Annotated in this window: 12 protein-coding genes; 5 read left to right on the plus strand and 7 right to left on the minus strand. The window is 72.1% G+C overall.

Translation table 11 applies throughout. The features are described 5' to 3' along the window. Positions 1–888 carry a septum formation family protein gene (locus AB0H83_RS10440; protein ID WP_360090159.1) on the plus strand — a complete coding sequence of 296 codons (888 nt, stop codon included), beginning with the start codon at positions 1–3 and terminating at the stop codon, positions 886–888. 2 nt (positions 889–890) lie between these two features. After that, positions 891–1781, plus strand: a complete 891-nt coding sequence (locus tag AB0H83_RS10445; protein WP_360090163.1) for a septum formation family protein — start codon at positions 891–893, stop codon at positions 1779–1781. A gap of 17 nt (positions 1782–1798) precedes the next feature. Here AB0H83_RS10445 and AB0H83_RS10450 read toward each other — a convergent pair whose 3' ends face one another. Together AB0H83_RS10450 and AB0H83_RS10455 are read right to left on the minus strand one after the other, a co-directional pair. Next, entirely contained in the window at positions 1799–2872 is a 1074-nt protein-coding gene (locus tag AB0H83_RS10450) for an FAD-dependent oxidoreductase (RefSeq protein ID WP_360090166.1), read from the minus strand. A gap of 57 nt (positions 2873–2929) precedes the next feature. Further along, complete coding sequence (locus tag AB0H83_RS10455) at positions 2930–4837, minus strand: hypothetical protein (protein ID WP_360090169.1); 1908 nt, start codon at positions 4835–4837, stop codon at positions 2930–2932. A 216-nt stretch (positions 4838–5053) separates the two neighbouring features. Between AB0H83_RS10455 and AB0H83_RS10460 the strand changes: the two genes are divergently transcribed. From AB0H83_RS10460 to AB0H83_RS10470, 3 genes are all read left to right on the plus strand, one after another. Further along, positions 5054–6046 (plus strand): aminoglycoside phosphotransferase family protein, encoded by a 993-nt coding sequence (locus AB0H83_RS10460; protein WP_360090172.1) that lies wholly within the window; start codon positions 5054–5056, stop codon positions 6044–6046. 27 nt (positions 6047–6073) lie between these two features. Next, a complete protein-coding gene (locus AB0H83_RS10465) occupies positions 6074–7843 on the plus strand; it encodes a PAS domain S-box protein (RefSeq protein ID WP_360090175.1) in 1770 nt (589 codons plus the stop codon). A 99-nt stretch (positions 7844–7942) separates the two neighbouring features. Then, entirely contained in the window at positions 7943–9124 is a 1182-nt protein-coding gene (locus tag AB0H83_RS10470; RefSeq protein ID WP_360090178.1) for a metallophosphoesterase, read from the plus strand. Positions 9125–9818: 694 nt separating this feature from the next. Here the strand turns inward: AB0H83_RS10470 and AB0H83_RS10475 are convergent. The 5 genes from AB0H83_RS10475 to AB0H83_RS10495 all read right to left on the minus strand — a co-directional run bounded on the left by AB0H83_RS10475 (position 9819) and on the right by AB0H83_RS10495 (position 15173). Beyond that, a complete protein-coding gene (locus tag AB0H83_RS10475; RefSeq protein ID WP_360090181.1) occupies positions 9819–10259 on the minus strand; it encodes a universal stress protein in 441 nt (146 codons plus the stop codon). 76 nt (positions 10260–10335) lie between these two features. Further along, positions 10336–10716: a GtrA family protein gene (locus AB0H83_RS10480; protein WP_360090474.1), complete on the minus strand. Its 381-nt coding sequence runs from the start codon at positions 10714–10716 to the stop codon at positions 10336–10338. 3 nt (positions 10717–10719) lie between these two features. After that, positions 10720–11790 (minus strand): PQQ-dependent sugar dehydrogenase, encoded by a 1071-nt coding sequence (locus AB0H83_RS10485; protein ID WP_360090184.1) that lies wholly within the window; start codon positions 11788–11790, stop codon positions 10720–10722. A 54-nt stretch (positions 11791–11844) separates the two neighbouring features. Beyond that, positions 11845–13128, minus strand: coding sequence for a cytochrome P450 (locus AB0H83_RS10490; protein ID WP_360090187.1), 1284 nt, complete (start codon positions 13126–13128; stop codon positions 11845–11847). 554 nt (positions 13129–13682) lie between these two features. After that, positions 13683–15173 carry an MFS transporter gene (locus AB0H83_RS10495; RefSeq protein ID WP_360090190.1) on the minus strand — a complete coding sequence of 497 codons (1491 nt, stop codon included), beginning with the start codon at positions 15171–15173 and terminating at the stop codon, positions 13683–13685. Positions 15174–15184: the final 11 nt, after the last annotated feature.

Here is a 15184-nt window from a genome sequence, read left to right on the forward strand (position 1 = left end):
ATGCGCACACGGACGGCGGCGGTGCTGGTGGCGGTGCTGGCCCTGGCGGCCGGCTGCGCGCCGGCGCCGAGGGGTGCGGACCGGGACCTCGTCGACGACTGGGCGATGCTGGCCGCGGCGAAGATACCCGAGCCGAAGGCCGGCGACTGCTGGACCACCGACGCCTCCCAGGTGGACAACGTCATCGGCGCGCCCGGCCGGGTGGTCGGGGCGCCGTGCGAGAACACGCACACCATCGAGACCGCGCACGTCGGGCACTTCACCGGCGCGCAGGCCGACGCGCTGCAGCCGCCGGACCCCGGTGACCTGGCCGAGCAGTACAAGGTCTGCGACATCGAGACCACCAACTACCTCGGCGGCGGGTGGGCGTCCGGCCGGACCCGCCTGCTGGTGTACGTGCCGGCGTCCAGGCAGTGGGTGGCCGGCGCCCGGTTCTTCCGGTGCGACGTGGCGGCGCTGCGCTCCGAGGCCGGCATCCTCGACCCGCGCAAGGAGACGCTGCGCGGCACCCTGGCGCCGGGCGGCCCGATGCTGCTGGGCTGCAGCGTGCGCGTCGGCGCCCTGGCGAGCTGGAGCGACCTGACCCCGGTCGCCTGCACCGCGCCGCACGACGTGGAGCTCGCCGGCGTCGTCATGGCGAAGACCGGCACGTACCCGGCGGACGACAAGGGCATGGAAGCGGCGTACGACGACGCCTGCTGGGACAAGATCCGCGCCTTCACCGGCAGCCCCGCCAGCGTGCTGGACACGGCGGACGCCGGCTACGGGTACTGGATGATGAGTGACGAGGACGAGTGGAAGTCGGGCCTGCGCGCGGCCCGGTGCTACGTGATGCTGAAGAAGAAGATCACCCGGTCACTCAAGGGCAACGGAAGCGCGGCGATCTGAACATGCGGGTGCGGCTGACGGCGGTACTGGTGGCGGTGCTGGTCCTGGCGGCCGGCTGCGCGCGGACACCGCAGGGCGTCGACAAGGACCTGGTCGACGACTGGGCGATGATGGCCGCGGCGAAGGTGCCGGAGCCGGAGCCCGGCGACTGCTGGACGACGCAGTCCAGCCGGATCGGTGACATCGCCGCCTCGCCGGTCGCGGTCGTGCAGACACCGTGCGAGATGTCGCACGTCGCTGAGACCGCGTACGTCGGGCAGTTCACCGGCGCCCTCGCCGACGCGGACCGGGCCCCGTCAGCCGACGGGATGGCCGAGACGTACAAGGCCTGCGACGCGCAGGTCGCCACGTTCCTCGGCGGGTCGTGGCAGGACTCGCGGCTGCGGATGATCGTGTACCCGCCGACGACCACCCAGTGGCGCGGCGGCGCCCGGTTCTACCGCTGCGACGTGGCGGCGCTGCGCACCGAGCGCGGCATCCTCGACCCGCGCACGCAGACGCTCAAGGGCGCCCTGCAGTCCGGCGGCGAGCTGCTGCTGGGCTGCGGCTCGAAGGTCGAGACCGGCGGCAACTGGACCGACGTCGATCCGGCGGCGTGCACCGCCCCGCACGACACCGAGTTCGTCGGCGTCGTGGCGGCGGCCGGCGCCGTCTACCCGGCCGACGCGAAGGCGCGCTCGGCGGCGTGGGGCACCGGCTGCCTCAACAAGATCCGCTCGTACACGGGGATGCCGGACAGCACCCTGGCCAAGGCGAAGGCCGGGTCAGGCTACTGGCAGATCGCGCTCAGCCAGGACGAGTGGAAGGCCGGCAACCGCAGCGCCCGCTGCTACGTCACGCTGCCGAAGAAGATCACCCGCTCACTGAAGGGCGCCGGCAACATCACGATCTGACCGGCCCGCCGTAGGCATCAGCGGGTCGCGGCGGCCGGCTGCCCGCGGCCCGGCGCCGCGCCGGCGGCGAGGGCCCGGGACAGGGCGAGCGCGGCGGTACGGCCGGCGCGGTTGGCGCCGACGGTGCTGGCGGAGGGGCCGTACCCGATGAGATGGACGAGGGGCTCGCGGACCGTGGCGGTGCCGTCGAGGCGGATGCCGCCGCCCGGCTCGCGCAGGTGCAGCGGCGCGAGGTGGGTGAGCGCGGCCCGGAAGCCGGTCGCCCAGATGATCGCGTCGGCGGGCTCGACCGTGCCGCCCCACACGGCGCCGGCCGGGACGAGCCGGTCGAACATCGGGCGGCGGTCCAGGGCGCCCTTGGCCAGGGCGGCCCGGACCAGGGTGGTGTAGCCGAGGCCGGTGACGCTGACGACGCTCTGCGGCAGCAGGCCGGCGGCGACCCGTTCGGTGACCCGGGCGATGACGGCGCGGCCGCGGTCCTCGGTGAACTCGCCGTCGTGGAAGACCGGCGGGCGGCGGGTCACCCAGCGGGTCGACGCGGCGACACCGGCCAGCTCCGACAGCACATGCACGGCCGAGTTGCCGCCGCCGACGACGATGACCCGCAGGCCGGCGAACTCGTCCGGGCCGCGGTAGGCGGCGTAGTGCAGCTGCCGGCCGGCGAAGTCCGCGGCGCCCGGGTACACCGGGAGGTACGGCCTCGTCCAGGTGCCGGTCGCGTTGATGATCGCCCTGGCCCGCCACACGCCCGCGTCCGTGTCGACGACGAAGCCCGGGTGCACGGCGTTGACCCGGACCGGCCGGCGCACCGGAAGGTCGAACTGCCGCTCGTACCGCGCGAAATACGCCGGCACGACAGCCGCGGCGCTGCCCTCCAGGTGCGGCTCGAACGGCATGCCCGGCAGGTCGAAGATGCGGTGCAGGTCGCCGGCGCCCAGTGACGGCGCCCGGTGCTGCCAGGCGCCGCCGGGTGCGTCGTCGGCGTCGAGGACCACGAAGCCGAGGCCGAGCCGGCGCAGGTGGTAGGCGGCCGACAGGCCCGCCTGCCCGGCGCCGATCACCACGATGTCCTCACCGGAGTCCGCGTCCACGATGGGGGCAACCCCACCGTGGACGCGGATCTTCCTGCTGGTGACCGAGCTAACGGGTCACTTGGCCTTACCCTTGGTGAGGCCCCAGGCCGTGGTGTTCAGGGTGTCCTCGATGCCGGCGAGACCCTCGTCGGGGAAGAACTCGTCGTCGCCGAAGTCGTAGTCGACGTCGTCGGCGGTGCCGCCGGCGTTGTCCGGCCCGACCCCGAAGAGGCCGGGGAAGGCACCGCCGGCGTCCATGAGGTTCGGGGTGCCGTTGAGCGGGTCGGTGTGGAAGTTGCCGTAGAGGTGGCCGCCCTCGTGGGCGATGACGTTGGCCAGCGCCCGGCCGATGAACTTGATCTTGTTGCTGGCCGGGGTGAGGTACGTGTTGAGCGACGCCGCGCCGCTCGGGGCACTGAGCACGTCGAGCAGGACGATCGCGCTGTCCTCGGCGGCGTAGTTGCCCGGGTCGATGAACTGGGCGATGCCGATGGTGTCGATGCCCGATTCGGCGATCGTGCCGCCGACGACGATGCGGTGCACGTTCGGCTGGCCGAACGGGTCGGCGTGGTCACGGCTGTTGAGGATCCGCAGCCCGAAGCGCGGGTTGGTGCCGCGCTCCTTCAGGTCGTTGACGATGTTCTCCTTGACCGCGGCGATGACCTCGTTGATGACCTTGTTCTCGTCGGCGGCGGTCAGGCCCCACTTGCCGAGGAAGCCCGCGAGCGGCGACAGGGTGCGCACCCCGGGGCCGCCGAAGATCGCGGTGTTGATCCGGGCGCCGTCGAAGTCCAGGTACAGCGTCTGGACGGTGCCGTTGTCCTGCGCCTCGGGGCCGGGACGGTACGCCTCGAGGGTGATGTCGTACAGGCCGGCGGAGCCGCCCACCTCGACGGTGAACCGGCCGGTGGTCGCGGCGACCTGCGACACGACCGCGTTGCCGCCGCCGGGCAGCGGCGAGGACGGCGCGTAGATGAAGCTCGCGTCCTGCTCGGAGCCGAACACGACCCGCCCGGACGGGTCGCGGACGGTGAGCCGGGTGCCGACGCCGGTCACCGACGCGCCGAGGACGTCCCCGGCGAGCAGGTCGACGGCGTAGAAGTCGCGGTCGGGGAAGGCGAGGGTGGCGTTGAGCAGGTACGGGCCCTCGCTGCCGGAGCCGAGGCCACTGCCGGAGTCGAACGGGTCGGCCGGGAACACGGTGCCGACGCCGAACCCGGAGATCAGCAGGTAGTAGGTGCCGGACGTGGTGAACGTGAAGTCGAGCAGGCTGTCCAGGCCCGGGCCGCCGTCGTCGTCGGTGCCGACGAGGACGCCCGTGGCGTCGTACAGGCCGATGACGGTGTCCAGCGGCCCGCTCGGGGTGTCGGTGCCGGCGAGCAGCTGCTGGCCCGCGCTCGCGGTGATCTTGATGAAGTCGAAGTCGCCGGTGTCGTCGCCGGCGCTGCCGTGCGGCCCGTCACCGATCTCGCCGCTGGTGGCGACGCCCTTGCGGCCGGCGCCGAGCAGCACGTCGGAGGCGATCGGGATCGCGCCGTTGTCCTCGGCCGGGGCGGAGACCGTGCTCAGGCTCACCGTCTCCGGCGACAGCTGCCCCAGCACGCGCGACCGGTTGTTGAGCTTCTTGCCGGTGCCGAAGCCCTTGACCAGCTCGGCGGTGGCGTGGCTGTCGTTGGAGCCGAACGTGCCGCGCGGCTCGGCCTCGTCGTGCAGCAGCGGAGACGTCGCCGCCGCCGTCAGCGAGTTCTTCTTCAGGTTGGCCCGGGCGGCCGCCTGGGTCTTGGCCACCTCGGACCAGTAGTACTTGTCGACCTTGCTCTGGTCCTTCAGCAGCGCGGTGTACGGGTTGACGGCGTTCTGCGGAGCCTTCAGCGTCGACTGCTGCTTCGGTACCACCTGGATGCCGGCGGCGAGCTGGCGCTTGATGCCGTCGCTGAGGTCCCCGGACGGCGCCGCCGCGGCGGGACTCTGCGGCAACGCCACCAGCGCCGCACCTACCAAACCCGCGACAGCGAAACTTGCGAGCCTTTTCCTCACGTGGCCTCCCCATTGAGTCAGGCGTTTCGTGCACGCTATGGCCTGCAAGGTCGTCTACACCAGCCTTGACACTTGTCAATACAGGATTTAACAGATCGAATGATCAACGCCTATGTCGATCGCGCGTCCCCGGCGCCCGCCCGGCTCACCTAGAGTGTCGGTGTGCCGAACGCCGTCAGCCCCACGCAACGCACGCTCACCGCCGGCGACCTGACCGCCCTGCTGCGGGAGCGGGCCGGGCTCACGGCCGTCCACTGTGGACCGCTGAGCGGGGGCACGTTCGCCGCCGTCTGGCGGGCGGCCCTGGACGACGGGCGCGACGTCGTGGTCAAGGTCGGGCCGCCGGCCGGGGTGCCGCTGCTGCGGTACGAGCGCGGCGTCATCGCGGCCGAGGCGCGCTACTACCGGACGGTCGCCGCCGCGACGCCCCTGGTGCCGGTCCCGCCGGTGCTGCACGCCGACGACGACGTGGTGGTCGTGGGGCTGCTGCCCGGCCGGCCGCTGACCGAGCTGCCCGACGGTGCCGCCGCCACGGCGGTGCGCGAGCAGCTCGGCGTGGCGCTGCGGCACCTGCACACGGCGACCGGCCGGCACTTCGGGTACGACGGCGACCACCGGACGGGCGGGCCGACCTGGCGGGCGGCGTTCACCGCGATGACCGCCGACCTGCTCGCCGACGCCGCCGACTGGGAGGTGCCGCTGCCCGTCCCCGCCGACGAGGTCCTCGCCACGATCGACCGGCATGCCGACGCGCTCGACGAGGTGGAGCGCCCGGCGCTGGTGCACTTCGACCTGTGGGACGGCAACGTGCTGTGCGAGGGCGACCGGCTCACCGGCCTCGTCGACGGCGAGCGGTACTTCTGGGGCGACCCGCTGTACGACTTCGTCGCCCCCGCCATCCGCCGGCGCATGGAGGAGCTGCCGGAGCACCCGGTGCTGCGCGGGTACCACGGCCGCCCCGGCCCGCACGGGTTCACCGGCCCGCAACGCCGCCGGCTGATGCTCTACCGGCTGCAGTTCGCGATCCTGCTGCTCACCGAGATGCCCAGCCGCGGCATGGCCGGCGAGGAGGCCCGGCAGCGCCGTGCATGGGTGGTCCCGCAGCTGCTCGCCGACCACCGGGATCTTGGGTTCACCGGCCACAGTGTGGTATAGAGGACGCTACATACCGTAAGGATGTCGATGGACAGACGGCAGGTCCTGATCACCACGGTGTATGCGGCGCTGATGGCGGCGCTCGGCTCCGCGGTGTTCCTCGCGCCCGGCCTCGACTCGGTGGCCTGGGCCGGGATCGGCCTGTGCGGTGCCGCCGCGATGGTCGTCGGCATCCGGCGGATCCGGCCGCGGCGCCCCGCCCCGTGGTGGGCCCTGGCCGCCGCGCTCCTCGCGATGGCCTCCGGCGACTTCCTGTTCGGGCTGACGACGGACGCCGGCGGCGACCCGCCGCTGCTGGCCGACCTGTCCTACCTGGCGATGTTCCCGTGCGTGGCGGTGGCCCTCATCGGCCTGACCCGCACCTCGTCCACCTTCGACGGCCGCACCGGCCTGCTGGACCTGCTCGCCGTCGGCGGCGCCGCCCTGCTCGCCGCGTGGGTGTTCGTCGTCGGCCCCCGCCTCGACGGCGGGATGAGCGCCACCGAGTGGTCGGTCCAGGCCACGTACACCCTCGGCGGCGTGATCGTGCTCGTCGTCACCGTCCGGCTGGTCGCTGCGGCGCCCCGCAACCCGTCCGCGGTACTGCTGGCCGTCGGCGCCGCCGGGATGCTCGCCGGGGACGTGGCGTACGGCATCGGCCAGGCGCACGGCGGGCTCGCCCCCGGCGGCCCCGCCGACCTCTGCTACATCGTGCTGTACGCGTCGTGGGGCGCGGCGGCGCTGCTGCCGTCGATGGCCGCACTGACGGACCCGTCGGCCCCCGCGCCGTCCGGCGACGCGCCGGTCCGCGGCCTGGGCATGGTGCCGCTGTTCGCCGCGGTCGCGGTCGCCCCCGTCGTGCTGATCGCCCAGGCGCTGACCGGCCCCGTCCACGACGGCCCGGTGATCGCCGTCGCGTTCGGTATCAGCCTCGCGCTGCTGGTCACCCGGCTCAGCGACGCCGTGCACCGGCACGCGGAGGCGCTGCGCCGCGAGCGGACCCTGCGGCACGCCGGCACCGTCCTGGTCAGCGTCACCGACGCCGGGGCGGTCGCGCTCGCGGTGCGCACCGCGGTCCGGGAGCTGCTGCCCGCCGACACCGCCCACGTCATCGTCGTGGACTCCAGCCTCACCGACCTGCTGCCGCTGAACGAGCTGTCCACGCCGCGGATCGTGCCGGTCCACCTGGTGCCGCCGCTGTGGCAGGACCGGCTCGGCGAGTTCGGGCACGTGCTGGTCTGCCCCCTGGACGCGGCGGTGCTCTACGTCGCCGCCGAACGCCGCGACCTGCGCACCGTCCAGGACGCGGTGACGGTGCTGGCGGGGCAGGCCGCCCTCGCGCTGGCCCGCCTCGCGCTCACCGAGGCCGCCAGCCGCCGCGACAGCGACAACTACCTGCGGGCGGTCGCCGAGCACACCAACGACGTCGTGCTCGTCCTCGACGACGACGAGCGCATCCGGTACACCAGCCCGTCGGTCACCGACCTGCTGGGGATCTGCCCGACGCCGTTCGCGACGCTGCGGGAGATCGTCTCCCCCGCCGACCGCGAGCAGGTCGACGCGACCCTCGGCGTGGCCCTCACCGGCGGCCGGGACGGCACCCGCGACACGTGGAGCCTGCGCCGCCCCGACGGCACCCGGGTCCTCGTCGAGGTCAGCTTCCGCGACCTGCGCGACGACCGGCTCGTGCGGGGCATGGTCATCACCATGCGCGACGTCACCGACCAGCGCCGCCACGAGCTCGACCTGCTGCGCCGCCACTGGGAGGACACCCCGGGCGCCGCGAACCGGGACAACTCGGCGCGCAAGTACCACTGACACCTTTGCCGACGGGGCCTCGGTGAGGCTTCGGCGGAGGGCTGAGAGGCGTCACAGGATCGCTTGGTCGCTGGATGGCACTGCGTGCCATGCTGAAGCGTGGCTACCACTGAAGCGGTCCCTGTCGCGCGGCGCCGATCGCTGCTGCGCCCCCTGCTGTTCGGGTTGACGCTGGTCACCGTCCTGGGCCTGCTGTTCGGCGTACCGTGGTGGTCGCTGGTGCAGTCGGGCAACGCGTGGCCCGCCCCGGTGCGTGTCGCCGGCACCGCGGTGTTCGCGCTGGCTCTCGTCGGGTTCCCGGTGCTGATGATGCTCGGCCACGGGCGCCGGCACCTCGACTGGGCGTCCCGGGTCGCCGACACCACGCTCGGCGTGGTCTGGCAGCTGTTCGTCTGGGCCGTCGCCGGCGACGTGCTGCGCCTCGCCCTGCTCGCCGGCGGGGTCGACGACCCGCTGCGCTCCAGGATCGTCGCCGGCTTCACCGGGGTCGTCGCCGTGGGGCTGCTGCTGTGGGGGTACGTCGAGGCGATGCGCGTACCCCGGGTCCGCCGCGTCGAGGTCGCGATCCCCCGGCTCGGCGCCGGCCTGGACGGGCTGAAGGTCGTGCTGATCACCGACACCCACTACGGCCCGATCGACCGGGTCCGCTGGTCGAAGGGCGTCACCGAGGTCGTCAACCGCCTCGACGCCGACATCGTCGCCCACACCGGCGACATCGCCGACGGCACCGTCGCCCAGCGCACCGCCCAGGCCGCCCCGCTCGGCGACGTGCAGGCCCGGTACGCCCGGGTGTACGTCACCGGCAACCACGAGTACTTCGGCGAGGCCGAGGGCTGGCTGCAGCGCATGGGCGAGCTCGGCTGGGAGGCGCTGCACAACCGCCACCTCGTCGTCGAACGCGGCGGCGACCGCCTCGTCGTGGCCGGCGTCGACGACCGCACCGCCGCCGGCACCGGCCTGCAGGGCCACCGCGCCGACCACGCCACCGCCCTGGCCGGCGCCGACCCCGACCTGCCGGTCCTGCTGCTGGCCCACCAGCCGAAGCAGATCACCGACGCCATCGAGCACGGCATCGACCTGCAACTGTCCGGCCACACCCACGGCGGCCAGATGTGGCCGTTCCACTACCTGGTACGCCTCGACCAGCCGGTCGTGCAGGGCCTGACCCGCCACGGCGAGCGCACCCAGCTGTACACCAGCCGCGGCACCGGCTTCTGGGGCCCGCCGTTCCGCATCTTCGCCCCGAGCGAGATCACCGAGCTGACCCTGCGCACCGCCTGACCCCGGCGCCCGGCGCCGGCCCTGACCCAGGTGCCCGGCGCCGGGCACGGCCACCGCCGGCAGCGCCGCCCGCTCGTCGGCGTGTCATCACCCTGCGTCGGCGCCGCGCCGCAGGTCGCGGCAGGTGACCGCTCCAGTCCCGGCCGCCACGGCTCACTTGCGACCATGCCCGCTTGATCGAAGTCGCGCCGCGGCCGTCCAGGAGCCTGTTGCAGAATGGGCACCTCACGGAACGTATTGACAAAAGCACGGCCGTGCTGGCCGCTCGCGGACGATCTGCATCCGTTGAGGGTCGCAACGACCCTCGGCGGACGTGACTTCCGCGATTCTGCAACAGGCTCCCAGACGACCAGCACGCGACTTCGATCCCCACGGCGGTCCGACGAACGTCCGGCCAGCGATCCGACCGACGTCCGGCCAGCGGTCCGGCCGGCAATCCGACCGGCGGAACGGCCGGCGCGACGGCGACCACCGGACGCCGCGCACACGCGCGTGAGGCTGCCGCGCGCAGTGCAGCCCACCGCGACCAGCCCACTTGCGATCATGCCCAGTTGATCGAAGTCGCGCCGTGGCCACCCAGACGACCAGCACTCGACTTCGTGGATCGCGGCGGCGGAACGCCGAAAGGCCGGTGGCCTGCCGGCGCGGTTCCCGCGATGTAGTCCTTGCCGTTGGCGTGGTGGCCGGAGCGCGATCAGGGGACCACGGTGACGGGCCACTTGCCGGCCTTGACGAGGCGGACAGCCAGGGAACCGACGAACCGGTGGCCGAGGCGGGACGAGGCGCCGACGACGACGGCGTCGGCGCGCAGCTCGGTCGCCACGCGGATGATCTCGGCATACGGGTCGCCGCGGGTGGCGACGAACTCGGCGCGGATGCCGGCGTGGACGGCGCCGGCTTCGACCTGGCGGCGCATGTCCTCGGTGGCTTCGGTGATGGCCTGTTCGACGGCGGCGGCCGCGCCCGCGACGAAGAGGCTGGCGGTGGGGGTGCCGGCGACGTAGACCACGACGAGCCGGGCGCCCTGGCGGCGGGCGAGGCCGGCGGCGTACGCACCGGCGCGCAGGGACGTGTCGGAGCCGTCGACGCCGACGACGATGACCTTCGGCCCGTCCGTGCCCAGTTCGAAGACCACGGCAACAGCATGCCGCAGCCCCCAGCGGATCCACACCCGGGGGCCACGGCACAGCACCGCGGAACGCCAAGCAGCGTCAGGCCGACTCCGGCACCGGACGGTAGATGAACCGGTCCGTGATGCCGAACCGCAGGCCGAAGGCCAGCACCAGGGTCACGAGGTTCGCCGCCAGTTCGTCGCTGCCCGCCCAGGAGACCAGCGCCGCCAGCAGCGGCAGCCGGACCGCGAGGTCGAGGTTGTTGAGGACCACGAACCTGGCGAGCCGCCCGGCCCAGTGCCGGCCGCGGCGGCTGCGGAACACGACCAGGTCGACCAGGACGAAGTTCCAGCAGATGGCGACCTCGGTCGCGGCGACCGCGGCCGGGAGATAGTGCAGGCGCCAGTGGTCCACGAGCAGCCACATGACCGCGAGGTTGGGCAGGACGCCCGAGGCCCCGACGGCGCCGAACCCGGCCAGGCGCTACACGGTGCCGTCCGCGGCGACCGCGGTCGGCGGCGCGGCGATCTCGCGTTTGAAGCCGGCGACGCCGTGGACGGTGTCCGGCGACGGGATGGGCACGCCGTCGAGGGTCAGGCCGAGGCCGGGCGGGTTGGTGGTGAACGTCTGGTTGTACGCGTGCAGCGGCTCGCGGTAGCCGGCGCAGGTGGTGGCGCAGCGGCCCTCGTGGACGGGCCAGCCGTAGTTGCCGCCCTTGACGATGAGGTTGAGCTCTTCCCACGTGTAGTCGCCGACGTCGCCGCCGTAGAGGCGGCCGGTGGCGCCGTCGAACTGGAAGCGCCACGGGTTGCGGAATCCGTATGCCCAGATCGCACCGAGTTTTCCGGGCTGCCCGGCGAATGGGTTGTCGGGCGGAATCGAACCGTCCGGGTTGATCCGCAGGATTTTGCCGTGCGGGTTGGTGAGATCCTGCGCGTTCGGTGGATAGCCATTGTCGCCGACGGCGAAGTAAAGCTTTCCGTCGGGCCCGAACCTGATGCTCCCGCCGACGTGCAGCAACTGCGACGGTGATTGTGTTTGAAATATGGTGTACGGCCCGTCGGTGCCGACGTCGCCGGACGCGTCGAAACGCACGAGGTGATTCAGCAGGTCATGCCCGGTGTAATAGAAGTAGACGTGGTGATTCGCGACGCCGAACGCCGGGTCGAACGCGACACCGATGAGACCCCGGTCACCGGAGGCCTCCGAGGGCAGGTCAGCGAAGGGTTCCGGCAGCAGCCGGCCGTCCTTGAAAATCTTGATCTTGCCGGTGCGCTCGAGGATGAATATGCGCCCGTCGGGGGCGATATCAAATCCGGAAGGGCCGTCCAGACCGGCACCGAGCACCAGTTGTGTGGTGAATCCGGCAGGGGTCGCGGCGACCGCCGGCGACACCGGCCCGACCAGCGTGGCAACCAGTGCCAGCACGGCGGCGAAAGCCAGGTACCTGCGCAACGTCCCACCCCACACTCGTCCCTCGGCGTGCATCCTCGGGTCGCCATGTGATGCGGGAATAGCAATTTCGCTTCGGCATTGTTCGGACTCGGCGGTCATTTCAAAAAGCGACGATGGTGCGACTTCCGTGTTCTGCGGGAAACATGAACGAGGTCAGACGGTCACCGATGCCGCGACCGGCAGCGACGCGTAACCGCGCAGCACCCGGGTGCGCCGCCGCTGCGGGGCGCCGTCGATGACCAGCCCGGGATGGCGATCGAACAGCGTCTTCAAGCCGATCTCGCCCTCCAGGCGGGCCAGGGCGGCGCCGAGGCAGTAGTGCACGCCGCCGGAGAACGACAGGTGGTCGCGGGCGTTGGCCCGGGTCACGTCGAAACGCGCCGGGTCCTCGAAGACGGCCGGGTCCCGGTTGGCGCCGCCGAGCATCGGCACGACCACGTGCCCCGGCTGCAGCGGTACCCCGGCGATCTCGACCGGCCGCTGGCAGATCCTGGCCGTGTTCTGCACCGGCGAGTCGTAGCGCAGCATCTCCTCCACCGCGCCCCGCCACCGGCCGGGGTCCTCCTGCAGCTTGCCGAGCTCGTCCGGGTGCGTCATGAGCAGCGCCGCGCCGGTGCCGAGCAGGTTCACCGTCGTCTCGAACCCCGCGGCGAGCAGCAGGCCCGCGGTCGCCAGCAGCTCGTCGTCGGTGAGCTGCTCGCCCTCCAGGTGCACCAGCTGGCTGAGCAGGTCGTCGCCGGGGTTCGCGCGCAGCCGCTCGAAGTGCCCCCGCATCCAGGCGTTGCTGCGCCGGATGCCGATCTCGGTGCGCCGGTACTGCCGGTACGTCAGGCCCAGGTCCAGCGTCGGCGCCGCCATCGTCCCCCAGTCCAGGAACTGCCGCCGCATCCCCATCGGCACGCCGAGGATGTCGGCGATGACCGTGACCGGCAGCAGCGCCGCGTACCGCTCCACCAGGTCGAACCGCGGCCCCAGATCGCTGAGCAGCTCCTGCGCCGTCTGCTCGATCTTCGGCCGCAGCCCTTCGATCGCCCGGGCGGTGAACACCTTCGCGACCAGCCGCCGGTACCGGGTGTGGTCCGGCGGGTCGGTGACCAGCATCGACGGCGGGTCGACCGGCCCGATCGGCGTGGTGCGCCGGCCCAGCCGCCACAGCAGCGCCACCGGCGCCGGCAGCCGCCGGTCACTGAACCCCACGCCGAACGCGTCGCTGCGCAGCACCGCCGACGCCACGTCGTGCCGGGCCGTCGCCCACATCAGGCTGCCCCGCACCAGCGGGCCCTGCTCCCGGATCCGGTCGTAGAAGGGGTACGGGTCGGCCCGCACCGCCGGATCGACGAAGTACCGCGCCTGGATGTCCCCTTTACGGGCGGCCGCACTGATCCCCAGCCGCGCGAACCCGTGCTTGGTAGCCCACCGCACCACCGTCCCACTCATGGTACTAGACAGTACCGTGCCGAGCTGGCCGTGTTGACCGTGTTGACTGTGTTGGCTCCGCTGGCTCCGTTGGCTCCGCGCCGCAAGCGGCGCGGGGCGGGGGTTCCCACCCGCACCCCCATGCTCGCTGCCGCTCGCACTGCCTGTGCTACGCGCGGCAGCCTCACGCGCGTGCGCGCAGCATCCGGTGGTCGCCGCCCCGCTCACCGGACCACCACGATGATCCAAGTCGCGTCTTGGCCATCCGGGGACGACCACGGGGCGACTTGGATCACGAGGTCCTTGATCAAAGGCGCGGGGTGGCCGCCCGGACGACCACGACACGACTTCGATCAACCGCGCAAGATCACCAGCGAGCCGGTCGCGGTGGGTGCGCTCGCACTGAGGGCCGGACAGGGCGGGGCCGACGTCACCGCCGGGCCTACGGCACCCAGCGATCGCCGTCCCGCTGCCCGCGTCGCCGTGGTGATCGAAGTCGCGTCCCGGTCGTCTGGATGACCACTCCGCGACTTCGATCAACCGAGCAAAAGCACCAGCGCACAAGGTCCGGGTGGTCAGCCGGTGGCGCGGGGACGGGTGGTGACGGCGGACAGGGGGCTGGCGACGTCCTCCAGGGACTTGCCCTCGGCGTCGACGCCGAGGACGGCTTCGACCACGCCGCCGATGATCATGACGGCAGCGCCGATGAGGTAGCCGATGAAGAGTTTGCCGGGGTCCTCGCCCTCGCCGATCAGCCAGCCGTAGAAGATCGGGCCGATGGCGCCGAAGCACTGGGCGATGGCGAAGAACACCGCGATCGCCTGGGCCCGGACCTCGAGCGGGAAGATCTCGCTGACGGTCAGGTACGCCGAGCTGGCGCCGGCCGAGGCGAAGAAGAAGATGATGCACCAGGCGAGGGTCTGCGTGAACGCGTTGAGCATGCCCGCGTCGAACATCCAGGCCGTGATCGCCAGCAGGACGCCGGAGAGGATGTACGTGCCGGCGATCATCTTGCGGCGGCCGACGGTGTCGAAGAGGTGGCCGAGCAGCAGGGGGCCGGCCAGGTTGCCGAGGGCGAAGGCGATCAGGTAGATCGGGGTCTTCTCGGCGTCGACGTCGTAGAACTTCGACAGGACCAGCGTGTACGTGAAGAAGATCGCGTTGTACAGGAACGACTGCGTGATCATCAGAGTCGCCGACAGTGCCGAGCGGGAGGGGTACCGGCGGAACAGCACCTTGAGCAGCGACAGGTACCCGTGGGACTCGGACGGGCGGACCTCGATCGCGGCGCGCTCGTCGACCGGGGCGAGGGTCTGACCGGAACGCTCGACGTCGCGCTCGATCGACGCGATGCTCTCCTCGGCCTCCTGCTCGCGGCCGTGCATGATGAGCCAGCGGGGACTCTCCGGCAGGTGCTTGCGCAGGTTCCAGATGGCCAGACCGATGATCGGGCCGATGAGGAAGCCCAGCCGCCAGCTGATGTTCAGCGAGATGTGGTTGAGCAGGATGTACGTGCCCAGGGTGCCGATGATGGCGCCGCCCCAGTAGGTGCCGTTGACACCGATGTCGACGCGGCCGCGGTACTTCGCGGGCATCATCTCGTCGATCGCCGAGTTGATCGCCGCGTACTCCCCGCCGATGCCGGCGCCGGCGATGAATCTCGTCAGGTACAGAAAGATCAGGCTCAGCGTGCTGTTACCCCAGGTCAGCGCGGTCAGGGCATTGCCGGCGAGGTAGACGCCGAGGGTGACCACGAACAGGTTCTTGCGGCCCAGGGCGTCGGAGAGCCGGCCGAAGAGCAGCGCACCGAAGACCTCGCCCAGCAGGTACACGGTGGCGATCGCGCCGACCTGCGTGCTGCTGAGACCGAGGGTTTCCTGCTTGTTGAGCACCGCACCGACGGCGCTCGCGATGGTGATCTCCAGGCCGTCGAGGACCCAGGCGGTGCCCAGTGCCAGCACCATTCTGGTGTGAAACGGGGCCCAGGTCAGCCGGTCGATCCGGGCGGGGATGAGGCTGCGGATGACGCCACCGGTCGGCGCCGGGGCAGACTGCGTGTCGGACAAGGTGCACCTCC

Source organism: Dactylosporangium sp. NPDC050688 (assembly GCF_040654515.1).
Taxonomy (GTDB): domain Bacteria; phylum Actinomycetota; class Actinomycetes; order Mycobacteriales; family Micromonosporaceae; genus Dactylosporangium.